Below are 19,764 nucleotides of genomic sequence, written 5' to 3'. Positions count from 1 at the left end.
GTTCGGGGCGCTTTGGGAGCAGTTGTCTGTCTCAAGCGCATTTACCAATATATATCCTCATTCTTCACGTGTCAACCCCTTGGATGATTTTTTTGTAATGCCCTAAATCCAGTTTTACGGATGCATTTACGCAAAAATGGATTATGGGTTTCAGGCATTTGTGGAGGTTTCTATGAATTTTCAGGCAGTGATAGCTACGCTGCATCAGTTCTGGAGCGATCGCGGTTGCTTAATTGCACAGCCTTACGACACAGAGAAAGGCGCGGGTACTATGAGTCCCCATACGTTTTTGAGAGCGATCGGGTCTGAGCCTTGGTCTGTAGCTTATGTTGAACCATGCCGACGACCAACAGATGGACGTTATGGCGAAAATCCTAATCGTTACCAGCACTACTATCAGTATCAAGTTTTAATTAAGCCTTCGCCAGAGAATATTCAGGAGATGTATTTAGACTCCCTTAAGGCGTTGGGTATTCGTCCTGAAGACCATGACATTCGGTTTGTCGAGGATAATTGGGAAGCTCCAACACTGGGTGCTTGGGGTGTTGGTTGGGAAGTATGGTTAGACGGGATGGAAATTACCCAATTTACATATTTCCAACAGTGCGGCGGTATTGACTGTCGTCCCGTCTCCATTGAAATTACTTATGGTCTCGAACGACTAGTAATGTATCTTCAGGAAGTCGATGCTTTCCCTAAAATTCGCTGGAATGACCAAATTAGCTATGGGGATGTTCACCTTCAGGGAGAAATAGAGCAGTGTACCTATAATTTTGAGGCTTCCAATCCGGATTTGTTGTTTACCCTATTTGAACTCTATGAGCAGGAGGCAGAGCAACTTAGCAAAAAAGGGCTTGTTCTACCTACACTTGACTACGTGTTGAAATGTTCTCATACTTTCAATCTGCTTGATGCTAGAGGTGTTATTTCGGTCACAGAGCGGACACGTTACATTGGCAAAATCCGTCAGCTGGCAAGACAAGTAGCTCAGCTTTACCTACAGCAACGGCAAAGTTTAGGATTTCCCCTAGAGAAAGTAACTGTTTAAAGATTAAGAACCGCCAGTTTAGCTAAAAGTGCGACTGTCGCCACTGGAAAATCTTTACTTCATCGAGTGGCTTGATTAACTTAGCAGAGAGATAACTGAACAGACAGCAAAACTGACATGGAAGGAGCTTTAAAAACTAATGGCAAATATCAGTCAGCTACTAGAACCAATTGCCAATCAATTTCGGAGTTTAGGAATTCCTGATCCCATTGTGCATTGGGGGCACCCATTGATGATGGCAATTGTAGTCTTTGTAATGGGTAGTTTTATTGGTTTAGCAGGATGGCGCGGACGGGTGGTAGCTGATTCAACATTGGCAATGAAAAGTCGAGATGATCATCGTAAGCTTGCTCCTTGGATGTTTCTTTTTGTAGCTTTGGGATACATCGGTGGAGTTCTATCGCTAGTGATGCAGCATGAAGCCGTTTTGGAAAGTCCCCACTTTTGGACTGGTTCAATTGTACTGATTTTATTAGCCGCCAATGGCATTATCTCGTTCACTGGCTTTGGTGGTAACAGAGCTTTACTGCGTACTGTTCACGCCTACTTGGGAAGTACAGCACTTTGTTTACTGTTCCTTCATGCTGTACTGGGGTTCAAGCTGGGTTTAGCAATCTAATGAATCCTGCTAGTGGTGTTCTACTGAGTTTGGCTTATATTTGTGGTTTGCTGTTGACAGCAAGTCTAGACTTAGCAACTCGCTCTGTTTCTTGGCAAGAGCTAGGTGTACTAATTTTAGGGATATTTGTATTGGGGATAGTGGGGGCGATCACTATACCTCGATTTTGGCGAACAGGACCCAAACCAAGGCTGTGGCTAGCTGCTGGATTAGTTGGAGCCATAGCACCTCTTTATTTTCAAGCGCGAGTGCCACAACCAACATTGAATGACATTAGCCAGTTTGTTCGTTCAACTAATGGCACCGTCCAAGAGCAAGTTGTCACGGTTCAAGGCATAGTTCAGAATCTCCCTCGCCTTACACGTTCTTCAAAAGGACAATTCTGGTTAGAAGTAAAGCAATTGAATGAGGTTGAAAGCAGCAATCAGGCAGGTGTTACTAGTAAGGGAGTGACGGGTAAGCTTTATGTTACGGTACCCCTACTTCAGGCGACTGGTATTTACCCTGGTCAAAACATAGCTGTCACTGGTGTTTTATACAAACCCAAGCCAGCCTCAAACCCTGGTGATTTTGACTTTAGAGCTTATTTGGCAAGAGAAGGCTCCTTTGCTGGTTTTAGCGGACGTCAAGTTAGTGAATCAGGGGAACAGCAAGCACGTCGCTGGGGTCGCTGGGTCTTGCAGCAGCGAATTCTTCGTTCACAAGTACTGTGGCTTGGTAGTCCAGCAGGATCGCTTGTGAGTTCCATGGTTTTAGGAAGTCGAGCAGTGGACATACCCTACGACATCCGGGATCAATTTATTAAAAGTGGATTGGCTCATACTTTAGCCGCTTCTGGAACTCAAACTTCTCTGATTTTAGGTTTCGTACTGGTTCTAACTAAACGTCTTTCGGTGAGAGCGCAGTTAGCTTTTGGAACGATTGCTTTAGGAATTTTTGTCGCTTTAACAGGGTTACAAGCCTCGGTGCTACGGGCCGCAATTATGGGTTTTGGAGCCTTGCTTGCGTTGGTAACACAACGGAAGGTGAAGCCATTAGGCTCATTGCTAGTTGCAGCAACCCTGTTGCTGATTTTCAATCCACTTTGGATTTGGGATTTAGGATTTCAGTTAAGCTTTTTGGCAACTTTGGGATTGCTAGTCACTGTACCACCACTAACAAAGCGACTAGACTGGCTACCACCTGCGATCGCGTCCTTAATTACAATTCCCCTTGCTGCGGCGTTATGGACATTACCTCTACAATTGCATGTCTTTGGCATGGTGGTACCCTACAGCACAGCAGCAAATATCATTTGTGCACCATTAATCGCTCTCATCAGTCTTGGTGGTATCATCAGTGCCCTAGCTGCACTAATCTCCCCAGTCGTAGGAAGCGCACTTGCTTGGTTGCTTAACTATCCAACTCAGTTATTGATGGCGTTGGTGGAATTTTTTAATAGGTTACCCGGAAGCTCGGTAGCCGTTGGCACAATTTCACTGTTGTCGTTGCTGCTAATCTACGGGCTGATTGGGATAAGCTCCACGAGAAAGAAGTTGCAACGCCGCTGGTGGATGGTCGTTTTAGTAGCTCTATCGTTGATTGCTTTCCCTCTTTGGCAGACAAAAGCTGCTCAGTATCGAGTAACAGTGCTAGCCGCAGCTCAAGAGCAGGTTTTGATAATTCAAGATCATGGACAAGTCACATTGCTTAATAGTGGCGAAGAGGATACTGCACGTTTTACGGTGCTGCCTTTTTTGCAGAAGCAGGGTGTGAATCAAATTGATTGGGCGATTGCTCTCGATTCACAACCTCGTCTTAGAAGTGGTTGGCTCCAAATGCTGGAAAGCTTACCCGTAAAGGAATTTTACGACAGTGCTGATTCGTTGCCAGCGTCAGCCAGCACCCAAGGGAAGGATGCAATTGCATCTTCCTCTGCAATCGCCAACGCCGTCCAATCCCAACAAGGTGACTACCAGTCAGTGTCAGTCGGTCAAACCTTGTCTGTTGGCTCTACACTAATTGAATTGATTAATGCTCAACCTGCGGTATTGCAACTGAAAATTCAAGAGCAAATGTGGTTGCTTTTGGGAGAAGTTCAGCCGGATATACAAAAGCAGTTAGCAAAAACCAACAATCTCCGTCAGATTCAAGTGCTGTTATGGACTGGAGAACCTTTAATCCCAGACTTATTAGCGGTTCTGCAGCCGAAATTCGCGATCGCCTCATCATCTAACACAGTAGACATAGACACAGCGCAGCTACTACGAAAAGCAAAGATTCCTCTCTACTGGACGGGGCGTGATGGAGCCATCCAGTGGACACCCAACGGTGGTTTTGAAACAACCTTGGAGGCAACCAATAATGATGCATCGCTACTCTAGTCAGTCAACAAGTATTGCAGAACGAACTCATAACGAGTATGATTTAGAAGTAAGGAATTGAGGTAGCAACTCGCAACATGGTAGATATAAGAGAAATTCCTCTGCGGGAAATTCGCCGTCCCCTACCGCGAGAGAATGATCAAAACAAGGTAACCGCTCTAATGGAGTCAATTAAAGAGGAGGGGTTGCGCGAACCCATAGATGTCCTCGAAGTGGATGGACAGTATTATGGGTTTTCGGGTTGCCATAGATTTGAGGCTCACAAACGCCTAGGCAAAGAAACAATTCGTTGCCGCGTTCGCAAAGCGCCTCGCTCAGTTCTACAGAGGCACTTGGCTTAATTACTGACAAGTTATTGCCATGCACCACTTCAACTCATACTCAATCGAGTCGAGTGGTTGGTATAAGGATGAGGAAAACTTCTCTCCAAATCTTCCCTATCAAGTACGATGACGAGAGTAACTCAAGCTCAAAACAGATTGCGACTTATCAATATCGAGAGAGCTGTAAGTAGCTACTGGATAAAAAATTGCTGAATTAGGAGACAACAATGCAAACTCAAGACAAAAACTTACCAGTAGATATCGGCATTGGAGAAGAAAGCCGAAAAGAAATTGCTGACGGACTTTCTCGCGTTCTTGCTGATACTTACTCGTTGTATCTGAAAACTCACTACTTCCACTGGAACGTTACTGGGCCTCAATTTAATTCACTGCATCTGATGTTTGAGCAACAATATACAGAGCTAGCAATTGCTGTTGATGATATTGCTGAAAGAATTAGAGCGCTTGGTGTGTTTGCTCCTGGATCTTACAGTGCTTTTGCAGAATTAAGTTCAATTCCAGAAACTAGTGAAGTTCCCTCGGCTGAGGAAATGGTGCGTTTACTTGTAGAAGGCAATGAAGCTGTAGCGAAGACAGCACGTTCAGTATTTCCTGCTACTGAACGCGGGAACGACGAATCCACCGCTGACTTGTTGACTGGTCGGCTGCGTGTCCATGAAAAGACTGCGTGGATGCTGCGTAGTATTCTCAATGCCCAGTAAAACCTAGCATCTAGAGTTGCGAAGGTTAGTTATTCTAACGTGACGTGCAGCTTTGAAAAAACCTAAGCCCCACCCCTCTTCCCTACAAGGTGAAGAGCTAGGGAAGAGGCTAGAGTGAAAAGCTACACATCACGTTATTCTAAGTTGTTAAATGGTTTAGTATTTCCTTCCAACTGGTACTTAGCTAGACAAGTGGGTGTGGAACACATGACTCTTTCTTCAAAGCAAGACTATACCCAGCTATTGCAACAATTGATGCAACGGCTGGGTTTTTCCAGTTACAGACAACTTAGTCGAAGTGCTGGGGTTTCAGAAAAGCAACTGAGGCGTTTACGCGGTGGAGAGGTATCGCAGATTCGAGTAGAAACTTTGCTAAAGCTTTCTCAAGCCTTGCAGGTATCGGCAAGCGAGTTGCTGGCAACTTTTTCATTAGAGTCTACTGCCCCTGCTTCTCAGGTCGCTGGGGATGAAGTGGAGGCATTGAGGCAAGAATATCAACGGCTACAAGCAAAGTTGGAGCAACAGCAAGAAACTTTAAGGCAGGAGTTTCAGCAGTCTAGTTTACAAACGTTAGAATCTTGGCTTCTACAATGGCCAACAGCGGCTCATGCGGCACAACAAAATCCCCAGTTACCAGCCGTTAGATTAGTGCCTTTAGTTCGACCAATGGAACAGCTGTTACAAGAGTGGGGAGTAGAAGCGATCGCTTCCGTTGGCTCTGAACTGCCTTATGATCCACAATGGCATCAACTAATGGAGGGAACAGCTCAACTCGGAGAAACTGTCAAAGTCCGGTATACAGGTTACCGTTGGAAAGAGAAACTGCTATACCGTGCCAAAGTTAGTCCAGTTGTCAATGCTAGCTAAGCCTGATTTTCCTTGTTTAGGCTACTCAATGGTTAGTCCTAATGACTGACCTAATGATCTTCCGTTTGACTGATGGTCTTTCTGTATAGATTTGTTGCAATGACTAATAGTCTCAAAGTGTGGAGAACAAATTTATGCGCCCTATAAATATAGGTTTATCAGAAGAACAGCGTCAAGGCGTGACCGACTTGTTGAATCATGATTTAGCAGATATGTATCTGCTATTAATCAAAACAAAGAAGTACCACTGGGATGTTGTTGGACCCCAGTTCCGCTCTTTGCATCAACTGTGGGAAGAACACTACACAACCTTGACACAAACTATCGATTCAGCGGCTGAGCGAATTCGTTCCTTAGGTGGTTATCCTGTTGGTACCGCTGAAGGGTTCCTGAAATATGCTTCGATTAAGGAAGATCCTGGTACTCTTCCTAATGCTAGTGGCATGGTAGAAAACCTAGTCTCGGATCACGAGCAAGTCATTCGTAATCTACGTGACCACATTGATCAGTGTTCTGACAAGTATCACGACGAAGGCACTGCTGACTTTCTAACTGGACTCATGGAGGGGCACGAGGAGATGGCTTGGATGTTGCGCTCCTTTATTGAAGGTCAATCGATTTCTCCAGACGGCAGCTTATCTTCACAAGGTCTCAAAGTTCCTGTTGAAACAAGTAATTAATTAAGAGATAGTACTTAAGAGGTGGGGATTTCCCCGCCTCTTTTTGCTATATGTAGTGATATAGATTAGTACTTATTAAAAGTTGGTGTTAGGTAGACTGGAAGGGTTCTAGCCAGCGAATGATTTCCCGCTTGAGCTGATGGAGGTCGCGATATACTTCTTGCTTCATCCACTGACCAACAGCATCAAAAGGAGTAAAGACTGAACCCGTCCGCCAGTTAACATCTTGTCCCAATGGCGTAACATGGCTGCCATTTAGTGTTTGGATGACAACCATATTGGGGAAGCGTTCTTGTAAAACTTGAGTCAAGCTAGAAGTTTGGTCGATGTCATCGTTAGTAAATTTAATTAGCAAATTACGACGAACTTGGTAGCGCTGGGCAATAAGCTCGTTAGTTTCTAAGGGTGATGGTCTAAACTCAACGTTGAATGCAGGATTGATATTCAACTGTTCAATAAAAGGAATTGCGCGAGTTGCAGGGTAATTGTTGAAGGAAATCAAGATATTACCAGCACGTTCGACTTTGAATAGGCTACCGATCAACAGATGTAGTTTGCAGCCCATACTATGTCCAAGACCATAAATAGGCATATACCGTTTGCGTAAAACATTTGTTGTTTGTAGCCGATCTAAGGTCGTCTCAAATCGGTTGAGAACGTCGCGTGCGATCGCAGCATGATCCAACGTATTCACGAATGGCGTTGCAATTATTGCATAGCCCTGACGCCCTAGTTGTTCAAGTAACCAGCGATAGGTCACTTGGGGGGCAGCAGCAACGAAAGCGCCACCCAGGAAATGTATGATTGCGCTGGGACGCGGAGGAATTAAAACCCAGCAACCAGATACTTCTTGCCAGTCCATTCAATGCTTAGGTAGTTAATCTATCTGTTTATTGTAGAAATTCTTTTAGCTTTCGTTTTCGGTTAGTTCAACTCAACCTTATAAATTTTGTCTTTGACCATTACGGAATCTCCTTCTACCAATTTCCTTGAACGTCTAGTCTCTGTACTACCGTTGACTTTCACTTCACCACCTTGAATCATTAATTTCGCTTCACCACCCGTAGAAGCAGCACCGACCCACTTCAAAAATTGATCTAGCTTAATATTTTGGTCATTTATCATCATAAATACTTAATTTTTGTTTTTTTTGGTAAAAAATATTATACTTAGCTATTGCTTAACGCAACAGCTAACTATTGATATAGATAAGTCCTAAAACAAGAATTTAGCCAAGACCCATACCATTCATTTCTGACACTAATAATTTGCCTTCTCCTCCATAAAACCAAACATAACCTTCTCCACCTCCTTTCCCAAAATGTCCTAATTTTCGATACTCTTCTTCAATTCCATTTGTAAACCCTTTGACCATATCATAATCAGCCATTAGGGTTTCACCTTTCTTGATTTCAATAATCCTGGCGGGTGCAGTTGTACCTACTACAGCTTTAGATGTCTGCCCAGATAAAGCTCTAAGCGCAATTCTCCATCTTCCGTCATTAGAACCAGCTACTTGCCGGAATTTTAAGCGTTTTGTACCTATAACCACATTATCAGAACAAAACTGGAATATACCATCATCAAACTCCCATTGATCTGAATCGGATAGCTCAATGAGTGTGTAATGCAGAAAATTTCCTTTTTGACTGGGTTCTAGGTGAATTGTACCAGTGCCTTGATAGACCGGAGCGTTATAGTCCATTTCTGTCATCAAAGATACCCACATATCTTTCAAACGGTTATCGGTTTTATAAACTCCATAATTCAACCGACCAACACAGCTATACAACATGCCTTTCTGGATTATTACTCCAGAATTATCTAGGTAAATCTCGACTTGCTGAACAAAGGGAATATTTTTGGTTGGGTGATAAAACCTATTGGTCTCTTTATTGATATTATTTTGTAAGTACCATAAATCTGTAGGCTCCAAAATTTTAACTTGATATTTCATCTTTTTTACCCTTAGTTTTACATTAAATACATTAAAACTTTTACTATAGATTTTTAGCAAGTTAAAAGTGTAACAGATTATCGAATAGTGAGTATCCTTTTTCCGCTACAGTGAGGTGAAATCTGAATTCTACAAGTGACAACTTAAAATACATGGAGTGAGCAAAAGGACTAGATGTTTCATATTTTTACCCACTATATGGAGAAAAAACCTTGGGTATAGAACTACGCAGTTATGTATTTCTCGATAGCTTGCAACCTCAGCACGCGGCATACATGGGGACGGTGGCGCTGGGGTTCTTGCCATTGCCAGGAGATACATCGTTGTGGGTGGAAATCTCACCAGGTATCGAAATTAACCGAATTACGGATGTTGCCCTAAAATCTACCTCAGTCCGTCCAGGGGTGCTGGTTGTCGAACGACTTTACGGGCTTTTGGAAGTTCATTCCAGCCAACAAGGAGAGACGCGGGCAGCAGGGAAGGCAATTTTGGACGCGCTAGGAGTTCGCCAACAGGATTGTCTCAAACCGCGTGTCATTTCTAGCCAGATTATCCGCAATATTGATGCTCACCAAACACAATTAATTAATCGTACCCGCCGTGGACAGATGATTCTAGCAGGGCAAACACTTTATGTATTGGAAGTCGAGCCAGCCGCTTATGCTGCTCTCGCTGCCAATGAGGCAGAGAAGGCGGCAATGATTAACATCTTGCAGGTTCAAGCGGTTGGCAGCTTCGGACGCCTCTACCTAGGTGGTGCAGAACGGGATATTCTCGCAGGTTCTAGAGCGGCATTAGGGGCAATTGAAAGCGTGGCAGGTCGTGAGAATCCGGCTGCTATGCGTAACGAATAGGTAACAAATCCCTTGAGTGTTGAAAATAGGCTACATCAGTTGATCTACGCGATCGCTCCATCAAGGTAATTGCACCTTAACGTGCGGTCATTCGGTTAAAGTTTTTAGTTGGCACTACTTTTCTTCAGCAAGGGAGACTTAGTTGATGGCAAACCTGGAGCATCTTGCGCTACTTGAGAAGGGTGCAGTGAGATGGATTGAGTGGAGAACGAAAAACGATCAAATAGCACCAGACTTAAGTGAAGCTGACCTTAGAGGCGCAAATCTTAGAGGGGCAAACCTCTGCGGCGCGAATTTGCGAAAAGCTGATTTGTCCAAGGCTCGACTAATTACAGCAAACCTCAGCCACGCAAACCTTAGCAATGCTGAGCTTCCGAACGCTGCCCTAATTGAGGCTAATCTCCGTGAAGTGTCCTTGATTGATGCGAACCTCCACAACGCTGACCTTAGAGGTGCTGACCTCACTGAAGCAAACGTGATCGGAGCCGATCTCAGAGGCGCTAATCTGTTTGGGGCTGACCTCAGAGGCGCTAATCTAGTTGGCTCCAGTCTCAGAAAGGCTAACCTCAAAGGAGCTAATCTGGGCGCAGCAAAGCTAAGCAGGATTAATCTTAGTGAGTCTGACCTTATGGACGCAAACCTCAGCCATGCTGATCTCAGCTACGCCAACCTCTACGAAGCTGAACTGATTGGTGCTTACCTTTACATGGCTGACCTCCACAACGCTAATCTAAGCGAGGCTCACCTTAGTCGCGCATACATGTTGGGGGCTAACCTAAGCGAGGCTGATCTCAAAAGAGCTGATTTCAGATGGACGAACCTCAGTAAAGCTGATTTACAAGGCGCTGACTGTCGAGGGACTAATCTTAGAGGCGCAAACCTTAGTAAAGCGAACCTGCACCATGCTAATCTCCAAGGGGCAATTATGCCTGATGGCACAACCCACGATTAGCGCTCAACGGTAAAACTGTGCGTTGTATAAAAGCTACAACCTAAAGTTCTGCTGGAGGTACTACTGGCACATAAGGAATTGCGAAAAACCCTCGTAAGTCTTTGCTGCGGTTGGACACCCGTTGTGTACACTTAAAACCCAAAACGGTTTTCTTTCGGGGAGGAACGCCAGGAACAAAAGTAGTTCCTACAGGTACTCTTTCAACCTGAATAATGACATCATCTCGTTGGGGATAGTTTGGGTCATAGATATTTATATCAATTGTGGTAGCTGAGACTTCAGAGTAGCCGTATGCCAAAACCTGGTGATTGTTCCAAATTTCTAACGTATTACTCCCGCTAACATAAACAAGTCCCAAGACAACTGCATTTCCATCATCTAACTTGGCACGAATTTCCTCAAATTCATCGTAGGTACGCTTTTGAGTACCAAGGACGGTATCGTCTGGTAATACCATCCACTGAGCGAACTTAGCAACGTACTCGCCGAACGCCCCGTAAGTGTCGATTTGCCGTCGATAGAGATATTGATTCAACACTGAACCTTTTGCTGGCACAGTGGTTTGTGAAGGAATACTCTGACCTGCTAGGAGAAAGTCATAAGCGGCACAAGACATCCCACCGCAAAGACCATAGTCACTTCCAACTGTTGACAAATTTGGCAAGTTTGGAATCGAAAAAGGCAGTGCATAGCCAGGAAAGTTGTTGATGAATTTGAACCCATGTACAGACGGTTTGAAGTCAAAGGCAGGAATTTCCGGTAAGCGGAACTCACTTTGGAATGGCACCATGAAAGCTGTATGCACACAACGGCGACCATTGAAGGTATAGCGGAATTCTAAGTACGGTAAATAGATATCTGTAATATCAGGAATGCGTCGTGTACGAGTCGTCAGTGTCCAGTCCCAAGGCGGGTTACGCAGTTCTTGGGTGCTAATGGTGTTGTAGTCAAGATAACGAGAGGGTTCAAAGCGAACCGTAAATTTTCCCTGACTGTCTGAACGACCAGGGTCAACGGTTAAATCATCATCACCCTTCCCCGGTTCATCCTTATCGAAAACACGAACAAGAACGCTTTGAGCCGGGAAGCCATTAGCAAAAAGAACTTTTCCTGAAAATTTTTCAGCCATTGTTCACCGCTTCTGCACTTTAGAGCCTTGAGCCAAGCATTATTGCGATCAACTACAAGAACAGTGGTTAGATCTCGGCACTTGAGTAACATTTTGTAAAATTATTTACGAAACGCGATCGCACGTACTGTTTTAGGCGCTGGACTCATGTCCCAGTATCCACAGCCTTACCCATCTTGCCTTCCTCACTTGCAAGGAGAAGCAAAACAATCAAAAAGCTTACCATGCCAACATCCTGGCGCACAGGCACTGTCTCTGCAAAAGCTATATTTTTGTGTAAACTCCCCAGGCAAGATTCGAACTTGCGACCAATCGGTTAACAGCCGACCGCTCTACCACTGAGCTACTGAGGATTGAGTAGCTAACGTTTGTCACGATTAATAATATTACCGACAAAGAGCACTGTTTGGCAAGTACATTGGCAAACTTTAGTGAAAATACTGTTGCCACCCCCTAGCTAATTCTAATATGAAGGTAGAGCTAGGTTATTTTTGTCCTTTTCCCTTCTAAAATTCCATGCTGACCCATCACCGCAGGCCTGTTTGTCTTTCTCTGGTATCTATTGACCTGCCAATTTGGTCTAGCGTGGAAACTGCTGCAACGCTGTACCAAAAAGACAAGGAACGGTTTCACCTGTTGTTGAGAGAGCCAACCCTTCCTGATTGCGAGCCAGAACCAACGACAGATGATGATATAAGCCAACCTCATCAGCCAACATTCCGACTCCTATGGCTAGAAATCTCACCATACCGGGTGATTATGACAATGCAGGAAAACGGTAAATTGAGTTATCGTCACCTGTGGGAGCGAGGAACTTACGGCATCAGTCGCTATTGGTTGCAAGGTGACTCGCTTCAGGGATTTGAGTCATTACGTTTACGGAATTATACTCGGAGTTTGAAGCTAGAGGGTTATCCCCTACCTCAAAATCTGCAACTGGAGTATGAGCTATGGTCAGAAAAACTCCAGTTAGGTCGCTATGTCTTAAACTTACGAATTCATAACTAAGCTAATCCGCCTTGAAGGGATTACCTCAAGATGCAGGTTAAATGTTAGAGCAGGTTAACGTCCTATGACAATTACTCCTGTATTACAAGCGGCTCTACTCATTTTCAGACCTAAGCAGTTAGCTCCATAGCAGTTAACGGTCAGCTATCAGCCATCAGCTTTTTTGTTTTCCTGACTAGTAGTGCGTTAGGGATTGCTCGTGCCCTGTTGGTGGAACGAGTAGCGATCGCATTTTGCTCGTCTTCTAGCAGTTTCTCTAGCTCTGCGATGAGGCGCTGAAGTAATTCAGTCATGCTTCTAATACCCACCAAATGCCATGCGAGGTTGAGCTAGAGCAGATTCCAATGCACCCAAGTCACGTACACCCAAAGCACCTCCTGACTGCTCGATAATCTGACTGTGCAGACTAAGCACTTCGACTAGCGTCAGGTAACGTATCATGCCAAGCGTCGATACAATTAGGCATTTTTCTTCAACACATAGCTAGATGCTTGGAAAAATTCGCTCTTTGGATAACTGAGCCAATCCTCAATGCTTGCACGTAGCGAATATCGGCTTTCACAACTTCATACTCAGCCACCTCCCAAGACACAACTTTTTTGGCAGCTTTGCCTTTCACTTTTACCAGAATAGATGTCCCCAAAAGCGATGCTTTACCGATTAAGCTACAGACCCATACAATCGCGATCGCATATCCGAAAAATAGCGTGCAAGTTTTCAGAGCAATATGCGTTTTCTCAGTTACTAGAGGGACTCCGCCGATGAGTTATTACACACTCTTTAAAGGATGGCTACCTCTAAGCCCACCTGTCGGATTCTTCGCACTCCTCGTTCTCAAACGCCCACTGCATTTGAGCAGCGTTACTTTTCCTCTCGTACTAGTATGTAAGCTCTAAAGATTAGGTCACGCTGTATGTGCGATCGCTCTATCCCGTTCAAATTAATCTTAAAAGAAGGCAACCTCCTTACATCTAGTTTGCAACAGGAGTGGTAGGACTTGAACCCACAACCTCGGAGGTAGAAGCTCCTTGCTCTATCCATTGAGCTACACTCCCATGATTGGTAGTCCTGGCAGGATTTGAACCCGCAACCTATTGCTTGTAAGGCAAATGCTCCACTGTTGAGCTACAGGACTACAAAGCGGATGATGGGACTCGAATCCATGCGCTGAGACTGGCAGACTCAGATGTTAACCACTACATCACACCCGCAGATTCCGAGACTCTTAAATTACTTTCAGTAAGTACTTTATGCGTAGCGATAAAATTAGTGTTTCATCCAGCTTTAGTTGATAACTCGATCAGGTAATCTTTTACAGTTTGATAGGGTTGGGAAAACATTGCTTTAGCCTTTGTCAAAAATTCATCGATTGGCTTTCCTGCTTTAACGGCATAATCATAAGCACGCGACAATTCCCACATTGTTTCATCGTCACAGTAGTCTAAGCTTGTGATGTGCGCGATGTTCCCCGCAATAATAAGAAATTCACGAAAATCTAGTTTTCCTTCAAGCCACTGCATACACAAAAATCCAAGTTCAAGTTCAATTGAGACTGAGCAAATGGGGAATAGACTCAGTGCATCAAGCATCTGTTCAGAGCTTTTTGCAACCGACATCTCAATGATCCAAATATCAGGTTTTTCTGTTTCAGCAATGATTTTGTCTGCCCAGCGAACTCCTGCATCTACTCCAAGATATCCTTGCTCAAGAGCTTCTTTCCATACCAGTATTGTTATTTCTGTGTTCATAGTAGTTGTCTTATCCTGAGACAGGAATGTAGAACTCTGGCTGCACTTACCGCAAAGAGAGTCAGATGAAAACCTGATGACACTCACATTTTTCAGAGCGGATAACGAGGCTCGAACTCGTACCTAAAGCTTGGAAGACTCACATGCTACCGTTACACCATATCCGGTTGATTAAAAAAAGTGGGATGCTGACCACTCAGCCAGGTGGAAACCTCAAGGTTTTATGGAACCTACAACCAGAACCCCTGGCTTTTATCAAGCTTTAACCTTTATGGTTTGAATGTTAACTGTCTAACCTTTAATGATTGAAGTTTGAGCGTTAAGCGTTGAGCTTTAAGCTATAACATTCATGGCTGATGGAGTTGGAATCGAACCAACAACTCATGACTGAAAATCATGCGCTCTACCCATTGAGCTATCCACCAAAACCATAAATTTAGAGGTTTTCGAGTGACCAGCAATCCCATCCTATTCAGGAACTTCAATCGTTGTCCGTGCATTGCTGATAGGCAGACGGCGGGGATTGAACCCACATCAAGGACTTACCACGCCCTTGTGTTACCACTTACACCACATCTGCATTGCAACGAATTGCGGGAAACTCCCAATTCGCCACTTTGTTTCAGGCAAGTTGACTCTTGCCTCAGCTTGCAACTAAAATAGCGTTCTAAGTGGAGGTAAGTTCAAAACTTGAAGCTAATACTAGTAGCTCCTAGTTCACAACTGTTTACAGCTTTCCAACAGCATTTCAGCTATTTACCCAACGTTGAAATAGTCAATGACTATTTCGAGTGGTTGCCAGAGTTTGACTGTCTAGTTAGCCCTGCCAATTCATTTGGAATGATGGATGGTGGCATCGATGCCGCGATCGTTAGGTTCTTTGGTCGCTCCCTGATGACAAAAGTTCAGCAGCATATCCTGGATGAATTCCTGGGTGAACAGCCTGTTGGAACATCGTTCATCGTGGCAACTGGTCATTCAAAGCATCCTTTTCTGGCTCACACACCCACCATGCGAGTGCCAATGTCTATTGCTGGTACGGACATTCCATACGTGGCAATGTGGGCAATGCTTCTCGCTGTTCGACGGCACAACCAATATGCCGAACGAAAAATTAGTAGCGTTGCCTGTCCTGGATTAGGAACAGGGCGCGTTCCCTATCATGAAGCTGCCAGACAGATGGCATCAGCTTATGACAACTTCCTGCATCCACCCAAGTTCCTCAATTGCATAGTTGCTGCTGACAGACAACTTCAAATTTGGGAGGGTGGAAATTCAAGCTTTGCCTGAGCTGCGATCGCTACTTACTCTGGAGCAGGCGGCGAGAGTCGAACTCGCATCAGAAGATTACGAAACTTCTATGCTTGCCATTGCACCACGCCTGCAATTTGGTGGCGGGGGCAGGAGTTGAACCTGCTGATAAGAGGCTTATGAGACCTCCAAGCCTACCCTGGCTACTTCACCCGCATCGCACCAATACCCCTGACTGGACTCGAACCAGCAAACGCAAGGTCTGGGCTTGCGACGGTTTCCAATTACGTCACAGGGGCTTATCGGGATGGCAGGATTTGAACCTGCGACTCCATGCTCCCAAAGCATGGCTTCTAGCCGCTGAATTACATCCCGTTGATACTCCTGATGGGAGTCGAACCCATACTTAAATAACAACTACTTTTGAGGTAGCAGCCTCTTCCAATTGGGCTACAGAAGCATGATTTGGCTGCCCGGCCAGGGTTTGAACCTAGACCGTCTGAGTCAAAGTCAGATATGCTGCCAATTACACAACAGGGCAATGATTGGATGCCGGGACAGGGCTTGAACCTGTATCTCAGATTTCAGAGAACTGCGACTTGCCTATTCGTCCACCCGGCAATGAAATAAATGGCTGCCCCAGTAGGACTCGAACCTACAACCCCCGCGTTAACAGCGCGTGGCTCTACCATTGAGCTATAGGGCAATGCCAGCCCCCCAGGTCAGTATCGAACTGACGACCTCTCGCTTTTCAGGCGAGCGCTCTCACCAAACTGAGCTACCGGGGGAAATTTCAACGGAGAGGACAGGATTTGAACCTGCGTTAGGTAAAACCTAATCAGACTTTCCAAGTCTGCGCCTTAAGCCACTCAGCCACCCCTCCAAGTTGACGAGAGCGAAGGGACTTGAACCCCCACGTCTTCGGTTTCGTAGACCGAGATTTTATCCAGTTAAACTACGCTCTCATTGGCGCGGGGACTGAGATTTGAACTCAGAACGTCGGTTTTGGAGACCGAAATGTTGCCAGTTACACCATCCCCACATACGATTTGAACTTTGAATTCAAAATCTAAATCCAAAATTCAATGGGTTGCCCCATGCTTCCTTAGCAGGGAAGTGCTTTCAGCCACCTCTCCAGATAGCCCCAAGGAGACTTGAACTCCTGTCTCTGCCTTGAGGGGGCAGCGTCCTAACCACTAGACGATGAGGCTTTGTTCTCATTCAAATACCGATAAGCGAACTTATGGGTATTAGATTCTGCAAACCGAGCTAAACGATGAGGCTTGTGTATCAGTAGGAGTAGCAGGACTTGAACCTGCGACCTGTCATCTTATGAGGATGCCGCTCTACCAACTGAGCTATACTCCCATACCATACAAGTGGGAGTAGCAGGGGTCGAACCTGCAACCATACGGTTAAGAGCCGTCTGCTCTGCCAGTTGAGCTATACTCCCATGCACCAGATGATTTGCAGATTGAGAGGTCGAGGTGGGATTTGAACCCACGAGAAAATATCAGTTTTGCAGACTGATGCCTTCGACCACTTGGCTACTCGACCTCGTTCATCAATCTGATAGCCCCAACGGGACTTGTTCGCGGAGCGTTCTCCGAAGGAGTACCCGTATTGCCTGCTTGAAAGACAGGTGAATTAGCCCTTATTCGATGAGACCGTTGTGTGGGAGTGGAGAATTGAAACTCCATCATTGCTGCCCTAGCGGGGCTAATCGGACTTGAACCGACGACCTTTGCCGTGACAAGGCACTGCTCTAACCATCTGAGCTACAGCCCCATGACTCAATCAGCAATTCCCACTGTTGTAGGTCTCAATTGCAGGAAGCATAGCAGGATTGAATCCCGATCTCTTTTTGTATTTTGTTTGTAAGAGATACCAACTGTTTCTCATAGCAGGTTGAGACAACCTTGTAGTATCAGTTGAGCTACGCTTCCCTTCAAGACATCTGTACTTATGGCTGTCAGCACAGATTGATGAAATAAATAGGTGCTTTCTTATTCAGTTTTCAAGGTTCAGAAAAAGACTGATAAAATTTAGAGAAACAACCGACGTTCTAGGTGATATACCTGGCTAGTCTTGTGGATAGCTTCGGTAGTTTTCCGTTGATGAATACGTGCAGATGACCTTTGTTCTTGCTCTCTCAAAGGAGGCTGATTCGGTGTTTTATTTGACTCTCGCTTTGATCTAGGTTGACCAGGGAGCCGAATGAATAGTAACAACATGATTGTTTTGAGTTGGACTGAATCACTCCTCTTCTTGCTTCGATATATACATACTACAAGTATGCTACATAAATGTCAAGAGTGTAGTATAAAGTTTTTTTTGAGGTGTGAATGCCTTGTAAATAAAGGAATAGCGCTTAAATACTGCCTCGACTCGTCAGGTGAAAAGAGGCGATCGCTTTTCATCCCAATCAAAAAATTCCCTTACCAATGGGGTGAAGGAGTTAAACAAGTGGATTAATAGGAGTTAAAGGAAAAGCGATGCTACAGGCGGTGTTACCGCACATCACTCTTTTATTACTGGCTCCCTACCGTTCCTGATTCTGAGGGCGAGGGGTTTATCGACTGCACAAAGCAAAAGGCGATGCCGCCAGCAGTTATATACTCAAATTGAGGAGTGGGAAGCGCTGATACGGAAGCTGGGAGGAAATGACGTGAGTGAATCGTCAATTTTGCTTGTTTTGTAGTGGATGAGAAGCTAGCTGAGCCAATGACCGCAATCGCTTCGGTTAACTGAACTGAATCAAATACCTAAAACAAGTTCATTGCTTCCTCCCAGATCATTCTGGAGCCTAGGAATTACTTGAGTTTTGCGAACTTCTGCTTTCACTGGATTCCCTTTTTGCCCTGTTCAAGGAAAAATTAAGGTAGACACAAAGGAAATCCTCTGGAGAAATTGATGGACGCACCAAAATGTCACAGATGCGGGGCAGATTTAGTTCAAATCAAACTGACGGAAGATTCAGAAATCGGTTGGTACTGTGTAGGTTGCGACGCTGACATACTTGGCGAAAAGGAAGAAGCGGCTACCGAAATCGACTTAGATAGAGAATAGTGCTTACTTGGGCTGGATTCGACCATTCTTATCAATCGTTAGGCGAGTCTTGGGGAAATTACTCTGAGTCAACTGGCGGATTAACTTGACACTGCGAAACTGCCGATCAGGATAAGGTATACCTTGCCCTGTTAAATGAACAGGGATAATCTTGCCAGATACAAAATCTCCCTGGTTATTGAGTTCCGTTTCCAAAACCAGGGAGTAGGCAAGTTGTGCTTCAGCAGAGAGGGTTCGGTATCCCATAAAATTGCCTAAAGAATAAGCAATTAATTTGCCTTTATAAAGTTCTAAGGCTCTAGGAACGTGAGGACCATGCCCCAGAATTAGATCAGCGCCATTATCAATCATGGTGCGAGAAAACTGCACCATGTTTCCTCGATTTTCTCCAAAAAAGTATTCAGTTTGATTTCTGACATTCATCGCCCCTGTTCCCTCAGAACCTGCATGAACAGAAATCACTACCATATCAGCATTTTTACTGGCTTTTTGTACTAGCGCTTTTGCTTCTTTTAGATTGTTGAGACAATTGTGATAGTTAAAGTAGCTAAAGCCAATCCAAGCAATCGATAGTCCTTTTCGTTTAGCAATGAGAATTTGACCTTTTTTACCAAGGGCTTTAATGTTAGCTTTTTCAAGATTGTGAATGGTGTCATTAAATCCTTGACGAGCGAAATCAAAGGAATGATTATTAGCAACACTCATCACATCAAACCCAGCTTCTTTTAAAATCTGGGTATAACTTGGAGGCGTGCGAAAGGCAACAATTAACCTCCCACCTAAACCTTTGGGAGAGTAAGGATAATTTGTTAACGTACTCTCAAAGTTGCCAAATAATATATCAGCTCCTTTCAGAAGGCGTTTAACGCCTTGAAAGAGAGTTTTACTACGCGAGTGGAGTCGATTATTAGGGTAATTTGTACCAGGAACGATGTCTCCAACGGCTTTGATTTTGATAGTTACAGCAGGGGGTTCTGGCTTGAGATGAAAATCAGGTAAAACATCAGTTACAGGCTCAACGAAGGAAAATTCTTGAATGTATTCATATCGCTTAGCGCTCCCATAGCCCAAGCCAACAAAGAAGCTGAAAGTGCCAGCAAAGATTAAAACATACGCCTTCCGGCGCGTCGTTCTGTTGGAAATAGCAAGGAAATTTGACACCAACTAGAGAATG

The 19,764-nt window shown here is 44.7% G+C and carries 20 protein-coding genes and 22 tRNA genes; 12 read left to right on the top strand and 30 right to left on the bottom strand.

What is annotated here, in order from left to right; translation table 11 throughout:
- Window positions 1-172 precede the first annotated feature (172 nt).
- The 7 genes from glyQ to AC5JL3_RS19325 all read left to right on the top strand — a co-directional run bounded on the left by glyQ (window position 173) and on the right by AC5JL3_RS19325 (window position 6,622).
- Window positions 173-1,048, top strand: a complete 876-nt coding sequence (gene glyQ / locus AC5JL3_RS19355; protein ID WP_496076013.1) for a glycine--tRNA ligase subunit alpha — start codon at window positions 173-175, stop codon at window positions 1,046-1,048.
- A 139-nt stretch (window positions 1,049-1,187) separates the two neighbouring features.
- The gene (locus AC5JL3_RS19350) at window positions 1,188-1,667 is read left to right on the top strand and encodes a DUF4079 domain-containing protein (RefSeq protein ID WP_496076012.1); all 480 of its coding nucleotides are present in this window, start codon (window positions 1,188-1,190) and stop codon (window positions 1,665-1,667) included.
- Window positions 1,667-4,030 carry a ComEC/Rec2 family competence protein gene (locus AC5JL3_RS19345; RefSeq protein ID WP_496076011.1) on the top strand — a complete coding sequence of 788 codons (2,364 nt, stop codon included), beginning with the start codon at window positions 1,667-1,669 and terminating at the stop codon, window positions 4,028-4,030. Before AC5JL3_RS19350 ends, AC5JL3_RS19345 begins: the two co-directional genes overlap by 1 nt.
- 77 nt (window positions 4,031-4,107) lie before the next feature.
- On the top strand, window positions 4,108-4,371 hold the full coding sequence (locus AC5JL3_RS19340; RefSeq protein WP_192217670.1) for a ParB N-terminal domain-containing protein: 264 nt from the start codon (window positions 4,108-4,110) through the stop codon (window positions 4,369-4,371).
- 209 nt (window positions 4,372-4,580) lie between these two features.
- Window positions 4,581-5,075, top strand: a complete 495-nt coding sequence (locus AC5JL3_RS19335) for a Dps family protein (protein WP_496076010.1) — start codon at window positions 4,581-4,583, stop codon at window positions 5,073-5,075.
- 207 nt (window positions 5,076-5,282) lie between these two features.
- Window positions 5,283-5,942 (top strand): helix-turn-helix domain-containing protein, encoded by a 660-nt coding sequence (locus tag AC5JL3_RS19330; protein ID WP_496076009.1) that lies wholly within the window; start codon window positions 5,283-5,285, stop codon window positions 5,940-5,942.
- Between the two features lie 134 nt (window positions 5,943-6,076).
- Window positions 6,077-6,622: a Dps family protein gene (locus tag AC5JL3_RS19325; protein WP_496076008.1), complete on the top strand. Its 546-nt coding sequence runs from the start codon at window positions 6,077-6,079 to the stop codon at window positions 6,620-6,622.
- Window positions 6,623-6,710: 88 nt separating this feature from the next.
- Here AC5JL3_RS19325 and AC5JL3_RS19320 read toward each other — a convergent pair whose 3' ends face one another.
- From AC5JL3_RS19320 to AC5JL3_RS19310, 3 genes are all read right to left on the bottom strand, one after another.
- Window positions 6,711-7,484, bottom strand: a complete 774-nt coding sequence (locus tag AC5JL3_RS19320) for a DUF1350 family protein (protein WP_496076007.1) — start codon at window positions 7,482-7,484, stop codon at window positions 6,711-6,713.
- Window positions 7,485-7,546: 62 nt separating this feature from the next.
- A complete protein-coding gene (locus AC5JL3_RS19315) occupies window positions 7,547-7,750 on the bottom strand; it encodes an RNA-binding S4 domain-containing protein (protein WP_192217675.1) in 204 nt (67 codons plus the stop codon).
- Between the two features lie 100 nt (window positions 7,751-7,850).
- Entirely contained in the window at window positions 7,851-8,579 is a 729-nt protein-coding gene (locus AC5JL3_RS19310) for an AIM24 family protein (protein WP_496076006.1), read from the bottom strand.
- Window positions 8,580-8,791: 212 nt separating this feature from the next.
- Between AC5JL3_RS19310 and ccmP the strand changes: the two genes are divergently transcribed.
- Window positions 8,792-9,433, top strand: coding sequence for a beta-carboxysome protein CcmP (gene ccmP / locus AC5JL3_RS19305; RefSeq protein WP_192217677.1), 642 nt, complete (start codon window positions 8,792-8,794; stop codon window positions 9,431-9,433).
- Window positions 9,434-9,578: 145 nt separating this feature from the next.
- Window positions 9,579-10,385, top strand: coding sequence for a pentapeptide repeat-containing protein (locus tag AC5JL3_RS19300; RefSeq protein WP_496076005.1), 807 nt, complete (start codon window positions 9,579-9,581; stop codon window positions 10,383-10,385).
- A gap of 40 nt (window positions 10,386-10,425) precedes the next feature.
- On the opposite strand, the gene AC5JL3_RS19295 is transcribed toward AC5JL3_RS19300, so the two are convergent.
- Window positions 10,426-11,514: a hypothetical protein gene (locus AC5JL3_RS19295; RefSeq protein WP_496076004.1), complete on the bottom strand. Its 1,089-nt coding sequence runs from the start codon at window positions 11,512-11,514 to the stop codon at window positions 10,426-10,428.
- Between the two features lie 281 nt (window positions 11,515-11,795).
- Window positions 11,796-11,867 (bottom strand) — tRNA-Asn (locus AC5JL3_RS19290).
- A 163-nt stretch (window positions 11,868-12,030) separates the two neighbouring features.
- On the opposite strand from AC5JL3_RS19290, the gene AC5JL3_RS19285 reads away from it, so the two are divergent.
- On the top strand, window positions 12,031-12,522 hold the full coding sequence (locus AC5JL3_RS19285) for a hypothetical protein (protein ID WP_496076003.1): 492 nt from the start codon (window positions 12,031-12,033) through the stop codon (window positions 12,520-12,522).
- 140 nt (window positions 12,523-12,662) lie between these two features.
- Here the strand turns inward: AC5JL3_RS19285 and AC5JL3_RS19280 are convergent, their stop codons facing one another.
- From AC5JL3_RS19280 to AC5JL3_RS19240, 9 genes are all read right to left on the bottom strand, one after another.
- Entirely contained in the window at window positions 12,663-12,815 is a 153-nt protein-coding gene (locus AC5JL3_RS19280; RefSeq protein ID WP_496076002.1) for a hypothetical protein, read from the bottom strand.
- A gap of 4 nt (window positions 12,816-12,819) precedes the next feature.
- Window positions 12,820-12,963 carry a hypothetical protein gene (locus tag AC5JL3_RS19275; protein WP_496076001.1) on the bottom strand — a complete coding sequence of 48 codons (144 nt, stop codon included), beginning with the start codon at window positions 12,961-12,963 and terminating at the stop codon, window positions 12,820-12,822.
- A gap of 541 nt (window positions 12,964-13,504) precedes the next feature.
- Window positions 13,505-13,577, bottom strand: a tRNA-Arg gene (locus tag AC5JL3_RS19270).
- A gap of 5 nt (window positions 13,578-13,582) precedes the next feature.
- Window positions 13,583-13,657: transfer RNA gene (locus tag AC5JL3_RS19265), tRNA-Val, on the bottom strand.
- Between the two features lie 4 nt (window positions 13,658-13,661).
- A tRNA-Gly gene (locus AC5JL3_RS19260) sits at window positions 13,662-13,733 on the bottom strand.
- A 63-nt stretch (window positions 13,734-13,796) separates the two neighbouring features.
- Window positions 13,797-14,270 carry a hypothetical protein gene (locus tag AC5JL3_RS19255; protein WP_496076000.1) on the bottom strand — a complete coding sequence of 158 codons (474 nt, stop codon included), beginning with the start codon at window positions 14,268-14,270 and terminating at the stop codon, window positions 13,797-13,799.
- A gap of 96 nt (window positions 14,271-14,366) precedes the next feature.
- Window positions 14,367-14,436, bottom strand: a tRNA-Gly gene (locus AC5JL3_RS19250).
- Window positions 14,437-14,620: 184 nt separating this feature from the next.
- Window positions 14,621-14,695 (bottom strand) — tRNA-Glu (locus AC5JL3_RS19245).
- 83 nt (window positions 14,696-14,778) lie between these two features.
- Window positions 14,779-14,850 (bottom strand) — tRNA-Thr (locus tag AC5JL3_RS19240).
- Window positions 14,851-14,960: 110 nt separating this feature from the next.
- Here AC5JL3_RS19240 and AC5JL3_RS19235 point away from each other — a divergent pair.
- Window positions 14,961-15,560 (top strand): macro domain-containing protein, encoded by a 600-nt coding sequence (locus AC5JL3_RS19235; RefSeq protein ID WP_496075999.1) that lies wholly within the window; start codon window positions 14,961-14,963, stop codon window positions 15,558-15,560.
- A gap of 20 nt (window positions 15,561-15,580) precedes the next feature.
- Here the strand turns inward: AC5JL3_RS19235 and AC5JL3_RS19230 are convergent.
- The 15 genes from AC5JL3_RS19230 to AC5JL3_RS19160 all read right to left on the bottom strand — a co-directional run bounded on the left by AC5JL3_RS19230 (window position 15,581) and on the right by AC5JL3_RS19160 (window position 17,309).
- Window positions 15,581-15,655: transfer RNA gene (locus tag AC5JL3_RS19230), tRNA-Thr, on the bottom strand.
- A 168-nt stretch (window positions 15,656-15,823) separates the two neighbouring features.
- A tRNA-Pro gene (locus tag AC5JL3_RS19225) sits at window positions 15,824-15,896 on the bottom strand.
- Window positions 15,897-15,900: 4 nt separating this feature from the next.
- A tRNA-Leu gene (locus AC5JL3_RS19220) sits at window positions 15,901-15,981 on the bottom strand.
- A 6-nt stretch (window positions 15,982-15,987) separates the two neighbouring features.
- Window positions 15,988-16,062: transfer RNA gene (locus AC5JL3_RS19215), tRNA-Gln, on the bottom strand.
- 5 nt (window positions 16,063-16,067) lie between these two features.
- Window positions 16,068-16,142 (bottom strand) — tRNA-Gln (locus AC5JL3_RS19210).
- Between the two features lie 10 nt (window positions 16,143-16,152).
- A tRNA-Asn gene (locus AC5JL3_RS19205) sits at window positions 16,153-16,227 on the bottom strand.
- A gap of 7 nt (window positions 16,228-16,234) precedes the next feature.
- A tRNA-Phe gene (locus AC5JL3_RS19200) sits at window positions 16,235-16,309 on the bottom strand.
- 9 nt (window positions 16,310-16,318) lie between these two features.
- Window positions 16,319-16,404 (bottom strand) — tRNA-Ser (locus AC5JL3_RS19195).
- Between the two features lie 7 nt (window positions 16,405-16,411).
- A tRNA-Arg gene (locus tag AC5JL3_RS19190) sits at window positions 16,412-16,486 on the bottom strand.
- A 2-nt stretch (window positions 16,487-16,488) separates the two neighbouring features.
- Window positions 16,489-16,563: transfer RNA gene (locus tag AC5JL3_RS19185), tRNA-Trp, on the bottom strand.
- A 97-nt stretch (window positions 16,564-16,660) separates the two neighbouring features.
- Window positions 16,661-16,732: transfer RNA gene (locus AC5JL3_RS19180), tRNA-Glu, on the bottom strand.
- Window positions 16,733-16,815: 83 nt separating this feature from the next.
- Window positions 16,816-16,889, bottom strand: a tRNA-Met gene (locus AC5JL3_RS19175).
- A gap of 12 nt (window positions 16,890-16,901) precedes the next feature.
- A tRNA-Lys gene (locus AC5JL3_RS19170) sits at window positions 16,902-16,974 on the bottom strand.
- 26 nt (window positions 16,975-17,000) lie between these two features.
- A tRNA-Cys gene (locus AC5JL3_RS19165) sits at window positions 17,001-17,078 on the bottom strand.
- A 157-nt stretch (window positions 17,079-17,235) separates the two neighbouring features.
- Window positions 17,236-17,309 (bottom strand) — tRNA-Asp (locus AC5JL3_RS19160).
- A gap of 1,125 nt (window positions 17,310-18,434) precedes the next feature.
- Here AC5JL3_RS19160 and AC5JL3_RS19155 point away from each other — a divergent pair.
- Window positions 18,435-18,590: a hypothetical protein gene (locus AC5JL3_RS19155; protein WP_192217501.1), complete on the top strand. Its 156-nt coding sequence runs from the start codon at window positions 18,435-18,437 to the stop codon at window positions 18,588-18,590.
- Window positions 18,591-18,593: 3 nt separating this feature from the next.
- On the opposite strand, the gene AC5JL3_RS19150 is transcribed toward AC5JL3_RS19155, so the two are convergent.
- Window positions 18,594-19,751 carry a CapA family protein gene (locus AC5JL3_RS19150; protein WP_496075998.1) on the bottom strand — a complete coding sequence of 386 codons (1,158 nt, stop codon included), beginning with the start codon at window positions 19,749-19,751 and terminating at the stop codon, window positions 18,594-18,596.
- Between the last annotated feature and the right edge of the window lie 13 nt (window positions 19,752-19,764).

It is taken from the genome of Symplocastrum torsivum, from assembly GCF_059505465.1.
The sequence above is the reverse complement of the archived record's forward strand: the minus strand, read 5'-3'. Positions and strand labels throughout refer to the sequence as shown.

Excerpts from the sequence above, each read along its gene's own strand:
- glyQ (WP_496076013.1), top strand. The coding sequence starts at position 173 with ATGAATTTTCAGGCAGTGATAGCTACGCTGCATCAGTTCTGGAGCGAT.
- AC5JL3_RS19350 (WP_496076012.1), top strand. The coding sequence starts at position 1,188 with ATGGCAAATATCAGTCAGCTACTAGAACCAATTGCCAATCAATTTCGG.
- AC5JL3_RS19345 (WP_496076011.1), top strand. The coding sequence starts at position 1,667 with ATGAATCCTGCTAGTGGTGTTCTACTGAGTTTGGCTTATATTTGTGGT.
- AC5JL3_RS19340 (WP_192217670.1), top strand. The coding sequence starts at position 4,108 with ATGGTAGATATAAGAGAAATTCCTCTGCGGGAAATTCGCCGTCCCCTA.
- AC5JL3_RS19335 (WP_496076010.1), top strand. The coding sequence starts at position 4,581 with ATGCAAACTCAAGACAAAAACTTACCAGTAGATATCGGCATTGGAGAA.
- AC5JL3_RS19330 (WP_496076009.1), top strand. The coding sequence starts at position 5,283 with ATGACTCTTTCTTCAAAGCAAGACTATACCCAGCTATTGCAACAATTG.
- AC5JL3_RS19325 (WP_496076008.1), top strand. The coding sequence starts at position 6,077 with ATGCGCCCTATAAATATAGGTTTATCAGAAGAACAGCGTCAAGGCGTG.
- AC5JL3_RS19320 (WP_496076007.1), bottom strand. The coding sequence starts at position 7,484 with ATGGACTGGCAAGAAGTATCTGGTTGCTGGGTTTTAATTCCTCCGCGT.
- AC5JL3_RS19315 (WP_192217675.1), bottom strand. The coding sequence starts at position 7,750 with ATGATGATAAATGACCAAAATATTAAGCTAGATCAATTTTTGAAGTGG.
- AC5JL3_RS19310 (WP_496076006.1), bottom strand. The coding sequence starts at position 8,579 with ATGAAATATCAAGTTAAAATTTTGGAGCCTACAGATTTATGGTACTTA.
- AC5JL3_RS19300 (WP_496076005.1), top strand. The coding sequence starts at position 9,579 with ATGGCAAACCTGGAGCATCTTGCGCTACTTGAGAAGGGTGCAGTGAGA.
- AC5JL3_RS19295 (WP_496076004.1), bottom strand. The coding sequence starts at position 11,514 with ATGGCTGAAAAATTTTCAGGAAAAGTTCTTTTTGCTAATGGCTTCCCG.
- AC5JL3_RS19285 (WP_496076003.1), top strand. The coding sequence starts at position 12,031 with ATGCTGACCCATCACCGCAGGCCTGTTTGTCTTTCTCTGGTATCTATT.
- AC5JL3_RS19280 (WP_496076002.1), bottom strand. The coding sequence starts at position 12,815 with ATGACTGAATTACTTCAGCGCCTCATCGCAGAGCTAGAGAAACTGCTA.
- AC5JL3_RS19275 (WP_496076001.1), bottom strand. The coding sequence starts at position 12,963 with ATGATACGTTACCTGACGCTAGTCGAAGTGCTTAGTCTGCACAGTCAG.
- AC5JL3_RS19255 (WP_496076000.1), bottom strand. The coding sequence starts at position 14,270 with ATGAACACAGAAATAACAATACTGGTATGGAAAGAAGCTCTTGAGCAA.
- AC5JL3_RS19155 (WP_192217501.1), top strand. The coding sequence starts at position 18,435 with ATGGACGCACCAAAATGTCACAGATGCGGGGCAGATTTAGTTCAAATC.